This window comes from Paenibacillus sp. J22R232 (assembly GCF_056269165.1).
Genome location: NZ_JBWDNK010000003.1, coordinates 551,807 through 563,920, shown reverse-complemented (window position 1 = coordinate 563,920; position 12,114 = coordinate 551,807). Strand labels below are relative to the sequence as shown.

Genomic DNA, 12,114 nt, shown 5'->3' with positions numbered 1-12,114 from the left:
CACCCTCCTTCGCACAAGCCGTCAACCTATATCTTACCATATCTCGTTCACCCGATACCCGCTCCCGAAGATAGCGATGCAATGGCTACAGCCGGAAAGTCCTTGAAAGGAGCTTCCGGCTGTAGGCGATTTGCTTCGTTTGTTCGTTCGGGCTTAGCCCTTAATCGCGCCTGACGAGACGCCTTTGACGAAATATTTCTGCAGCGAAAGGAATGCAATGAGTACCGGAATGAGCGACATGGTCGTTCCAGCGAATATCATATCCCAGCGCGACGAGAATTCGCCGACATAATAGAACAGCTCCACGATCATCGTTTTGGCTTGGCCTGCCGGAAGCACCATCATCGGCATCAAGAAGTCATTCCAAATGCCAAGCCCTTGAAGGACGACCATGCTTGCCGTAACCGGTCCAAGCAGCGGGAATACGATGCGCCAGAAAATACCGGTTCTTGAGCAGCCGTCAATTTCCGCGGATTCCTCGATTTCTTTTGGAATCCCTTTGAGGAAGCTTGTGTAGAGCAGTACGCCGAAGCCCACTGAGCCGGAAATATAGACCAGGATAGGACCTGTCAGCGTGCCGAACAAACCGATCATCTTAAGCTGCTTGAATAATGGAATCATGTAGACCTGGAACGGAACCATCATCCCGAACAGAAAATAAGTAAACACGCCGTTTGTCCATTTGCTGTTTGTCCGCTCTATGGCGTACGCCGCCATAGGGATAACAAGGACCATAGCGACAATCGATGCGAAAGTTAGGACCGCGCTGTTTAGCATAGCGGCTGGATATTGCGTTTCCGTAAGCAAATATTTGAAGCTATCCAGATAAAGTCCTTTCGGGAAAGCGATGGCATCACGCATAATCTCCCCATTACTCTTGAAGGCGGACATGATGTTAAAGTAAATCGGGAAAGCGAAAATGATCGCGATGACAAATGTAACGGCGAAAACAACGACGTCATTGGCTTTAATCTTTTTTTTCATCCTACATTTGCACCTCTCTTTTCCGAAGGACTTTCATTTGGACCAGGGAAATCACGAGCGTGAGCAGGAACAACACCATGGATAGCGCCGTACCAAAGCCTTGCCTTAATTCACCGAAACCGACTTTATAAATGATGTAGGTCAACGTTTCCGTCGCAAATCCCGGACCGCCGTCCGTCATTACCGCGATTTGATCGAATATTTTCAGCGAACCAATCATCGACAGCATCAGGCACACCGTCATGGCTCCCGCAAGCAGCGGGAATGTGATGCTGCGGAATTGCTGCCACCGATTCGCCCCGTCAATGCTCGCCGCTTCGTGCAGCTCTTGCGGGATGCCTTGCAAGCCTGCCAAATAAATAACCATATAGTAACCGGCTGCCTTCCAGACGGTGGAGAGGATGATCGCAATTAATGCGAAATCAGGATCACCGAGCCAATCTGCCTTTAGGGAACCGAGACCTATCATATCCAACAATTGATTTAATACGCCAAAGTTATAGTTCATGATAATCATCCATATGAAGCCCATAATAATACCGCTCATCAATACGGGAAAATAAAAGATGCTGCGGAAAAAGTTGCGAAGCCAACGTACTTGATCCACTAGAATGGCCAGCAGCAAGGCAAGCGCATTCTCCAAAATAACGAGCGAGAAGGCAAATATCAACGTATTCTTAAGTGCGTTGTGTACCCGTGGACTACTCAGTATTTCCCTGAAATTCTCGAAACCGATATAACGGATATTGCTGCTTAGCCCGTCCCATGAGGTAAAGCTTAAATATACGCTGCTCAGCGTGGGGACGATGACGAAAGCCGTATACAGTAGAAATGCGGGCAATATAAACCAGATGGCATAATTTGTCCATTTCTTTTTCTTTAGCTGGGCAATCATGGCTCTCCTACCTCCTAAGTGCTTGATAGAAAGAGAACCTCCGCGTAAGCAGAGGCTGCTCTCTTTTTTGCTTATCCTAGTTTTTCTCAATGATTATTGTTGGTTTGCTTTCACGTTGCTGTCATACTCGGCATCTGCTTTTTTCATATATTCCGTCACGTCGCCATTCGTCAGAACGAGCTCCTGCAGCAGCTTGTAGTACCAGTTGCGGAATTGCGGCGGAATCGCGTTGTCGCCGAACCAGTTAGCAAGTCCCAAATATTTGTTAACGGAAGAATCGCTGACCAGTCGCAGCACTTCTTTCATTTGCTCGCCTGTTTCATAGGCCACTTCAGCGGTCGTAGTCGGAATCCCGTTAACGGTTGCAAGATATGGGCCGTATTGCTCAGCTTCAAAGAAAAACTTTATGAAGGATTTCATCGCTTCCACTTTGTCCGGGTCTTTCGCTCCTTCGGCAGACAAGGACCAGCCTGCAAGGCTAGGCAGCGCATTGATGTTGATCTTGCCGCTGCGATCAGGAATAGCGTAGAAGCCGAATTCGAAGCTTGGATCCGCTTCGGCAATTTGGCCGAACATCCACGGACCGGAGAATAGCTGAGCCGCTTTCCCGCTCACTAGAATGGACGCAGTTTGGTTATCGGCGGTGCTGAGCCAGCCTTTATCCACGTATTTGCTGAACAGCTCTTTGTAATCGGATACCGCTTGAACCATTCCGGCATCCGTGAAGCTTGCCGTTTTGGCTGTTCGCTTCGAGTTCCAATCCGCATCCTTGGCATAAACCTCGTTAATAAAGAAGTAGTTGGTCCAGAAGCCCATGTGGAAAATATCTTTGCCGCCAACGACGATCGGAGAAATACCGGTAGCCGCCAGCTTTTCTTGAATAGCTAGAAATTCATCGTATGTTTTCGGAAGCTCCGTTACGCCTGCATCTGCATACGCCTTCTTGCTGTAAATGATGCCTTGGGGCGCCGTGCCCGCGATTGGCGCATTATATACTTTTCCGCTGTATTCCGGCAGCAGAGTAAACAGGCTTTTGAGATCCTCGGGCAGCTCAACGATTTTCCCTGCATCCACGAATACCTTTGTATCGCGCATTTCGACCAGGTCGGGGAATTGGCCCACTGCATCCTTTGTTTTCAGCCAATCCAAGTAGGATGCCGATGTTGTCTCGCTATAGTTAACGATTTTAATGTTCGGGTTTTTAGCTGTGAACGCATCAATCGTCGTTTCGATTGCTTTTTTCGTAGCTGGATCGCCTGTCGCGTACGCTAGCGTGAAGCTAACTTCTTTCTTTGGCGCTTCGGTTGGATTCTCGGATGCTCCCGCGTTGTTGCTCGGCGCTGCCGCATTGTTGCCGTTATTGCCGCCGCATGCAGACAAGACTACCGTTAGTGCCACCATCATGGATGCCATTTGTATTAATGATTTTTTAGCCATATTCATGTGACCTCCCTTAGATTTCCGCTGTTTAAGAGGAATCTTCATGCAAGATGTGCGCATCATCTTATTCCATTCCGTTTCCTTGATTTAAGATTAACATCAATATCCGACAGCTTAAATGAAGTTTTTTAAGACGCATGTGTTGATAATTTAAGAAGTTGGCAGGAATCCGATATACAAGCAGCCCCCAAAGCAGCATCAACTAAAGCTTAACCTAACAAATCAGCGGCAGCTCGGAACCTATGATCATGGTCCTTGCTGCCGCTGTTTTCAAGCGATTGAGCCTTTTGTTTATTGTTGGCAAACGTTAGGCGAATAAACCGGCTTGCCTACCAGAGGTACAAATCATTGCCTTTAAGCTTGAAAATCGCTTCCATAAAGTAATAATCGCCATAAATAATCGCAGTGTGGTGATCTTTGTTATGATAAGCGGCCGATCCGTTCAATAAAATGCAATCCGAATCCTTGCTCCAGTCACTGCGGGATTCATCCAAATTTTTCAGCAGCTTAACCGCGGCTTGCATATACATGTCCTTTTCATGCTCGCCAACCGCTTTGGCAATCTCGATTAACCCGCATGCCGCTATGGCAGCTGCTGTCGAATCCTCGTAAGCCGGCTCTTTCGGCTGCCTGAAATCAATCGGAATGATGCCATTGTCAGGTATGTTGGCTATAAAATAATGCGCAATTCGTTTCGCGGTATTTAAATATTCTTCTTTTCCCGTATGAATGTAGCTCATCATGAAGCCGTACAGCGCCCAAGTTTGACCCCTTGTCCAAGAGGAGCCTTCTTCATAGCCCTGGCCGCCATAGGTCTTCACGACACCGCCGTTGAAGGGATCAAATTCTACGATATGATTGACGGAGCCGTCCGGTCTTACAAATGCCGTCATTGCGGTATCCGCATGCTTCATCGCCATTTGCATAAACCGCGGATCTCCAGTCTCTTCCGTTGCCCAGTAGAGTAGGGGAATATTAAACATACAGTCTATGATCGCCCATCCGCGGGTGTCCTGTTCGCCCAAATCGTTCCACGCGCGGATAAACCCGCCTGCCAGATTGAAACGGCCAGCAAGTAGATTTGCAGCATGCATGGCTCTCTTTCTGGATTGCGCATTGCCCGTTACTTTGTAGTTCGCAACGCTTGTAGGAAGCCACATGAATCCAACGTCATGATGAAGGCCATAATATTCATGAAAGCATTCATCCAGCATATTCTCCGAAATATTCGCAATTTCCTTATACCTTTCATTGCCGGTTTCGTGATGCATCAGCCACATCATGCCGCCCCAGAAGCCATTGGTCCACCAACTGATACCATCTGCATCGTTGCCTGACGGATTATCAACGCCCCGGTTGTCATGCTCGCCGTTAATCGTCGTATATGGTATTTTATGTTTGGATTTTTCGCTTACCCAATCCATTTTCGCCGTTAGTTTATCCACCACTTCATTTAGCCACAATTGATCCTTGTCATTCAGCATGGATGAATCCCTCTTCCTCTTGTTTTTAATTGGGCGTATAAGAAAAATAATCAAAATCCGCATGTTTCTTCGTCCCGTTCATATCCTGCGCGCACAAGCCAACCATTGCCCCGGTAAAGCCGAGCTTACCGCCATATTCGTCGGATAGAACCCCCATATCGAGCTCGCCGCCGATCGGTTCCCATGTTTCGCCGTCTTGTGATGCAAAGAAGTGAAGCCCCCGCTCCTTAACGGCTGCTCGCAAATAATAACTGGACCAGCCCTCGACGTTAAGCTCGCTGGCTCTGTCTTCCCTGTACTTGCCGCTATTCGAGAATACGACGCCCAGCTTCCGTCCGCTGTCTCCGTCACGCGTGACGCGGAGGTAAAAATAATCCAGCTCATCATAATAGAATACCAGTCCAGCCATCTGCATAAAGTGATCCGGTTCAAAAGCCATACGAGTCTCAACGACGCAGCTAAAGTGCTGAAGCCGGCGTGCTACCATGCTCTGACGATGCCAAGAGTTCAGCGATTCCCGTCCTCTCAGCCTGAGATAGCCGGGACGCTCCCGCAAGCTGAGCCATGACTCGCAGGGCGGCACGCGCAGCGTTTGATACGGAAGTCCGAGCACGGGAGAATCGAAGTCATCCTTTGCCGGAAGCTCTGGAAAAGGATGAGCTTTAAGATCAGGCGCAGGAAATGCCATGGCTGGCAGCCTTCCTTCATGAGCGAGACGCAGCCAGCCGTCCTCCGTCCAGCGGAGGCGCTGCATCGCTGTTTCCCGGCCAAGCGGATTCAGCTTTGTCCCGGCAAACGGCCTGCTGCAAATATGGCTCATGTACCACTCGCCGTTTTGCGTTTCGACAATCATGCCGTGACCCGCATTTTGCAGGGGATAATCAGGTGCTCCGCGCGTCGTCATAATTGGATAAGACGGGTCTGTTTCATAAGGGCCGTCTAGCGTACGCGAACGGGCTAGCGTTGCGGCATGGTTTATGCCAGTTCCCCCCTCTGCGACCAGAAGGTAATAATAACCATTGCGCTTGAACAGCTGCGGACCTTCGGTCACGCCAATATCCGTGCCTTCATAAATCTTCTTGATCGGCCCGACAAGCTTCTGCTCGCTTGGATCATATTGCTGCAGCAATATACCTCCGAACCGCGAATGATTGTCCCGGAAATCCCACTGCATATTGAGCACCCATTTCGTGCCATCATCATCATGGAACAAATAAGGATCAAATCCGCTTCCGTTCAGCGTAACCGGCTCCGACCAAGGCCCGTTCATGCTGTCAGCCGTCACCAAATAATTATAAAGGTCCTTGAATACGCCTTTGCGAGCCTTAACGTCCGTATAGAGCAAATAATAAATGCCTTTGTCGTAAGAGATTGCCGGTGCCCAAATCCCGCCAGAGCTTGGATTTCCAATTAGATCAACCTGAGTAGCACGCTGCAGGGCATGCGGAATGAGCTGCCAATTCGCCAAATCTTTGGAATGATATAGCTGAACGCCAGGAAACCATTCAAAGGTAGAAGTGGCGATATAGTAATCCTCGCCCACCCTCAGCAAAGAGGCATCCGGATTGAAACCGGTCAAAACCGGATTGTTTATCATCATGTATCTAACCCTCCATCTGCCATTGCATATTTCTTGCTGCTTATTGCATCTATTCCGAAAAGGGCTTGTTCGCACATTCGCAGGCCATAGCTTTGTTGATGCTGCAAACTTGCATTACGGAATCGTACACATACTTATCATTTGTTATCAAATGGTGATCCAGCATCTTCATGCATGAAAGAAATCATCAAATATGAACTATCGTAGCATGCCGAAAAAATTCACGTATGTATGTTTTTTTAGAATGATGTGCACTTATTTAATCGTTTTTGACTCCGCGGCGCTTGCAGCTTCGGTTAGGACATGTTTCTTCGCGTAGGTGCTCCACGCAAGCCATTATGATATCTTCCTGTTGTGGCATGCCAAAAAGGACCTCTCGCGAGGTCCTTTTTGCTTCCATGCTTATCTGAAGCTCGATTATTGCTGAGCTCCGCTCTTGCTTTGGTTTTCCGTTTGAGTGCCGCCTGGGCTTTGGTTCTCAGACGGGCCGCTGTTTCCTTGATTCCCGCCTTGGCTGCCACCTTGGCTGCCGCCGCCGCCATTTCCGCCGGATTTGCCTTGGTTGCCGCCTTGGCCTCCGCCAATTCCGCCAGACTTGCCTTTATTCTCGCCTTGGCCTCCGCCAATTCCGCCAGACTTGCCTTGGTTCTCGCCTTGGCCTCCGCCAATTCCGCCAGACTTGCCTTGGTTCTCAGCTTGACCGCCGCCATTTCCAGCTCCGCCGCCTGCACCGCCACCTGCACCGCCGCCAGCTCCACCGCCTGCGCCGCCACCAGCTCCGCCGCCTGCGCCGCCACCAGCTCCGCCGCCTGCGCCGCCACCAGCTCCACCGCCTGCGCCTCCACCAGCTCCACCGCCTGCGCCGCCACCAGCTCCACCGCCTGCGCCGCCACCAGCTCCGCCGCCTGCGCCTCCACCAGCTCCGCCGCCTGCGCCGTTACCTGCTCCGCCGCCTGCACCGTTACCTGCTCCGTTCCCTTTTCCGATGCTTTTTGCTTTGCCGTTCCATTTCGCTTTGCTCTTTGCTTTCATTGACGCCTTCAAATCAGAGTACGAGTAAGAAATGGATTGTAACGTTTTAACGTCTACCGCTCCGGTTGCCGGCAAACCGTGTTTTTTCTGATAGTATTTAACGCCGCGTACTGTCGATGCGCCGTAATAACCGTCGATGGGACCTGAATAGCTGCCTAACGATTTAAGCATGCCTTGAATAACATAGACATCGGGCCCTTTGGCGTGCTTGCCGATCGCGTGACCCGTGTGCGGCATGCTCACCATCAACGCAATGGCCAAAAACGCTGCAACTATGTACCTTGCTGCAAGCCTTCTGAACGTATTGCCGATTTCTTTTGATACGAATCCCTTTTTACTTTGTTGCATGCAAAATACACCATCCTTCATATTGTCTTTTTCGAGCACCCCATTACTATCCCCAATTTTTCAATTTCATTCCCTTAAACTTTTGCATCTTCGAAAAGAATCTCCCCTTTGACTACCCGCTGAAAGTTTGCTGAATTTAGAAGTAAACAGGTGCATCTTTTGTTTGAAAAGCTGATAATAGACAGGTATCTTCGTGAAAGGGGCTGCCAACATGATATCCTTCCAAGGGATTAAAATATTGCTCGTAGACGACGAGCCGAACATCGTGCAATTTCTGGAGCTGGGTTTGATGAATGAGGGCTTTGACATTAGAACCGCCCATGACGGGGAAGCCGCGTTGCAGGAAGCTGCTCATTTCCAGCCTCATGTTGTCATTCTGGATATAATGATGCCGGGGATGAATGGTTTTGAGGTATGCGCTGCTCTCCGCGCAACCGGAGACAACATTGCCGTCATTATGCTCACGGCCAAAGATGAGGTGGAGGATCGCGTAAAGGGATTGACGCTCGGAGCTGACGATTATTTGCTCAAGCCCTTTAGCTTCAGCGAGCTTCTCGCACGAATCGGGGCAAGGCTCCGAAACCAATTCCCCAATTTGCTGGGCGAGGCCGTTTACGGGCCGTTCCGATTGGACGAGCGAAAAAAAGAGCTTGCCTTTATGGATGGCATTCTGGAGCTTTCCCCAACGGAATACGAGCTGCTCCGGTTCATCATTCTGAATCACGGAGTCGTGCTGAGCAAGTCGCTTATTTTGGACAAGGTATGGGGATATCAATTCGGCGGAGAAGAGAACATCGTGGAAGTGTATATCCGGTCCATCAGGGACAAACTGAATGACAAAGAGCATAAGCTTATACGAACGCTGCGGGGAGCAGGCTACCGGATGGATTTGTCATGAACGCGGATAACAAGCTAACGGTCAAGAGGCTCTTCTCGCCTCGTTCTCTGCGCTACCAGCTGCTTTATCGTTCTTTGCTCATCATTGCAGGTTTATTTATGCTCATCGGCATACTTCAATACATCATCATGAAGGACTTTGTCTACAAGAATAAAGCCGAAGCACTGAGTGCCCAAGTCATGTCGATGCCGATGGACTGGTTCTCGAATGAAAACGCTCTAGAATCGGGGGACCGAAGCGGCAACCGTTCCAATCAAGACGAGGAGTCGGCTCCCATGGATCGGCCGCCCAAAGAGCGCAGGGATTCGCCCTTATTCTATCAGCCCGGTTTAGCCATCCTCTTCATTGACATGGATGGCACGGTCACCGAAGTTTCCAAGGAAACGGATGTAAGCGCGCCGATTCTGCCTACTGGTGAATATGAGCAAATAAAAAAACAACTGGAGAAACGTGAGAAACAGGGCTACCGGATTCTCAATAACGCCGATGGGATCGAGCAGCTGGTCGTATTTCGGCTTACCGGCCCGCCGAATAAAGCAGAAGGCATCATACAAGTAAGCACGGAAACCGACTCGCTTACACAGCTGCTTATGACTCAGCTTGCCATATTTGCCGGTCTCTCTGTGCTTGCGCTTGCAGCCGGGCTTGCGCTATATTTGCCGCTGCTGCGCCGTACCTTAACGCCGTTATCGCGCGTTGTGATCGCTGCGCAGCAAACGGATGCCGGAAGCTTAACGAGACGCATCCCCGAAAGCCAAGGGCAAGAGGAAATCGACCGGTTATCGGATGCTTTTAACGGAATGCTTGAACGTCTCGAGATTTCGTTCCGGACGGAGCGGAAAACAACCGAAAAAATGCGCCGTTTCATAGCCGATGCTTCCCATGAGCTGCGTACGCCGCTTACCTCCATTCATGGTTTCCTTGAAGTGCTGCTGCGGGGAGCTGCTGCCAATCCCGAGCAGCTTAACCGTGCGCTTAACAGCATGCAGCTTGAATCGAAACGGATTAACCGATTAGTAGAAGATTTGCTTGCGCTCGCCAAGCTGGACCAGGCTCCTCAGCTCCAGCTCTCCGATACGGGACTTGATGCACTGCTTCAGGAGATGGAACCGCAATTGCAGCTGCTCGCCGGCAACCGCACCGTAACGCTCGAGCTGGCGTCATCGGCTAGGGGCCGTTTCCATGCCGATCAGTTGAAACAGGTTGTCTTAAATCTATTTCTGAATGCCGTGCAGCATACGGAGGAAGGAGCAGGAGCCATTTCCATACACCTTCACGAACGGAATCATGAAGCAATCATCCGCATCTCAGACAATGGCGCCGGCATTGCCGATTCGCATTTGCCGCATTTGTTCGAACGGTTCTACCGCAGCGAGTCCTCCAGAACGAGGAAAAATGGAGGGGCGGGACTAGGTCTTGCCATTACGCAGTCCATCGTGAACGCGCATGGAGGCACCATTGAAGTGACCAGTCAGGAAGGGGTAGGTACTTGTTTCCAGATCGTACTGCCGCTTAACACCGCTTAGCCATATGGTTCATCAATGATTTTCACGAACAAGACTACTCAAATGGGCTGTTCTAGCAGGCTAAAACCTGACTAGACAGCCCATTCGTCTATTAGCCCTTCAACCCGGTCGTACTAATGCCGTCTACGATGTACTTCTGAAATCCGATAAATACGGCCATGACCGGAACGAGGGATAGCACTGACATCGCGAAGAGCGCCCCCCAATCCGTTTCCATCGTTGGATCGGCCATGCTTTTGATCGCTAGCGATACAGTCGCCTTTTCCGCCGAATTCAAATAGAGCAGCGGTGCGAAATAATCATCCCACGTCCAAATGAATTTGAATACGGCCGTCGTTACGATAGCGGGTACGATGAGCGGCAGCATGATTTTGGCAAAAAAGTGAAATCGCCCGCAGCCATCGATCCGTGCCGACTCATCGAGCTCGATCGGAATGCCCCGCATAAATTGAACGAGCAGAAAAATAAAAAACGCGCCTCCTGCGAATGAAGGAACAATGAGCGGCCAGAACGTGTTAATCCAATCAAGCCTGTTAAACAGCATATACTGCGGGATAATAAGCACCTCGCCTGGCAGCATAAGCGTCAGCATCATGCATGCAAACCAAAAAGCCGACCCCGGAAAACGGATTCTTGCAAAAGCATACGCAGCCATCGTCGAAGCAACAACCGTACCAATGACCGACAAAAAAGTGACATAAAGCGAATTCCCGAAAAACAAGAAGAAGGAATGGCCTGCGAAGCCTTTAAAGCCATTCACGTAATTTTCCCAGTAGAAATGGTCCGGTATGAGCTGATGCGCAAGCACATACACTTCCGTTGTATGCTTAAATGAGCTCGAAACGAGCCACAGCAGCGGGTAAATCATTAGAATCGCAAAGCTCCATACCGCCACGCTTAGAATAAAATGGCCGACCTTCTTTTTCGATAGGGTGCTCATGCTCAACCATTCCCTTTCGACTCATAATGCACCCATAATGAGGATGTTCGGAAAACAAGTGCCGTTAACAAGCTAACCGTAAGCAGCAGCACCCATGCCATGGCCGAGCCATAGCCCATGTGCAGGAACCGAAACGAGGTTTCGTATAAATAAATGACATAAAACAACGTTTGGTCATGCGGTCCGCCGCCTGTTAGAATCATACCTTCCGAGAATACCTTGAATCCTCCGATGATGCCCATGACCAAATTGAAGAAAATAACAGGGCTAAGCAGCGGCAGCGTTATGCGGATGAATCGCTGCCATGCCGGCGCCCCGTCCACCTTGGCTGCTTCAATTAGGCTTGCCGGAATTTGTTTCAAGCCTGCGAGAAAGATAAGCATGGCTGAGCCGAATTGCCATACGGACAAGGCAATCAATGAGCCTAATGCCGTTGACGGGTCCGTGATCCACGAGATGGACATTTGAATGCCGAATAGCGATTTCAACAACGAATTGAATGCGCCGTTCATGCCGAACAGCTGCCCCCACATGACGATGACCGCGACGCTTCCTCCCATTAAAGTAGGCAAATAATAAAGCGAACGCAGCGCGCTTGATCCCTTCAGCTTCAGATTAAGCAGTGCAGCTACAGCCAGCGCGAATGTTAAGCGCAGCGGAACAGAAACGAATACATAGAGCAGCGTTACCTTTGCCGACTTCACGAACCGAGGATCATCCGCAAACATCTCTTTGAAGTTGCTTAGGCCAACCCATTCGGGCGACGATAAAATATCGTAATCGGTAAATGATAGATACAGAGAGAAAAAAATCGGGAATAGTGAAAATACGAATAAACCAATCATCCATGGCAGTATGAAAGCATAGCCTGCATATAAATCCGGGTTGCGGAGCCAGCGTATGTAGTTGCGGTTCACAATGGTTACCTTCCTTTCGCCCCTTGGACCCGTTCATGAATACGGCCCTC

General features: G+C 49.9%; 10 protein-coding genes. 2 read left to right on the top strand and 8 right to left on the bottom strand.

The features are described from left to right. Positions 1–153 precede the first annotated feature (153 nt). The 6 genes from AC0YN3_RS13510 to AC0YN3_RS13485 form a co-directional block, all read right to left on the bottom strand. Positions 154–984 carry a carbohydrate ABC transporter permease gene (locus tag AC0YN3_RS13510; RefSeq protein WP_475775543.1) on the bottom strand — a complete coding sequence of 277 codons (831 nt, stop codon included), beginning with the start codon at positions 982–984 and terminating at the stop codon, positions 154–156. Between the two features lies 1 nt (position 985). Further along, the gene (locus AC0YN3_RS13505; RefSeq protein ID WP_475775542.1) at positions 986–1,879 is read right to left on the bottom strand and encodes a carbohydrate ABC transporter permease; all 894 of its coding nucleotides are present in this window, start codon (positions 1,877–1,879) and stop codon (positions 986–988) included. A gap of 93 nt (positions 1,880–1,972) precedes the next feature. Continuing rightward, positions 1,973–3,316: an ABC transporter substrate-binding protein gene (locus tag AC0YN3_RS13500; RefSeq protein WP_475775541.1), complete on the bottom strand. Its 1,344-nt coding sequence runs from the start codon at positions 3,314–3,316 to the stop codon at positions 1,973–1,975. 332 nt (positions 3,317–3,648) lie between these two features. Beyond that, on the bottom strand, positions 3,649–4,803 hold the full coding sequence (locus AC0YN3_RS13495) for a glycoside hydrolase family 88 protein (RefSeq protein WP_475775540.1): 1,155 nt from the start codon (positions 4,801–4,803) through the stop codon (positions 3,649–3,651). 25 nt (positions 4,804–4,828) lie between these two features. Next, entirely contained in the window at positions 4,829–6,403 is a 1,575-nt protein-coding gene (locus tag AC0YN3_RS13490; protein WP_475775539.1) for a glycoside hydrolase family 43 protein, read from the bottom strand. Between the two features lie 417 nt (positions 6,404–6,820). Further along, the gene (locus AC0YN3_RS13485) at positions 6,821–7,783 is read right to left on the bottom strand and encodes a peptidoglycan-binding domain-containing protein (RefSeq protein ID WP_475775538.1); all 963 of its coding nucleotides are present in this window, start codon (positions 7,781–7,783) and stop codon (positions 6,821–6,823) included. 211 nt (positions 7,784–7,994) lie between these two features. On the opposite strand from AC0YN3_RS13485, the gene AC0YN3_RS13480 reads away from it, so the two are divergent. Next, positions 7,995–8,681 carry a response regulator transcription factor gene (locus AC0YN3_RS13480; protein WP_475775537.1) on the top strand — a complete coding sequence of 229 codons (687 nt, stop codon included), beginning with the start codon at positions 7,995–7,997 and terminating at the stop codon, positions 8,679–8,681. Continuing rightward, complete coding sequence (locus AC0YN3_RS13475; protein ID WP_475775536.1) at positions 8,678–10,207, top strand: sensor histidine kinase; 1,530 nt, start codon at positions 8,678–8,680, stop codon at positions 10,205–10,207. Before AC0YN3_RS13480 ends, AC0YN3_RS13475 begins: the two co-directional genes overlap by 4 nt. 91 nt (positions 10,208–10,298) lie before the next feature. On the opposite strand, the gene AC0YN3_RS13470 is transcribed toward AC0YN3_RS13475, so the two are convergent. Together AC0YN3_RS13470 and AC0YN3_RS13465 are read right to left on the bottom strand one after the other, a co-directional pair. After that, positions 10,299–11,147 carry a carbohydrate ABC transporter permease gene (locus tag AC0YN3_RS13470; RefSeq protein ID WP_475775535.1) on the bottom strand — a complete coding sequence of 283 codons (849 nt, stop codon included), beginning with the start codon at positions 11,145–11,147 and terminating at the stop codon, positions 10,299–10,301. Positions 11,148–11,149: 2 nt separating this feature from the next. Next, a complete protein-coding gene (locus AC0YN3_RS13465; RefSeq protein ID WP_475775534.1) occupies positions 11,150–12,064 on the bottom strand; it encodes a carbohydrate ABC transporter permease in 915 nt (304 codons plus the stop codon). Positions 12,065–12,114 lie beyond the last annotated feature (50 nt).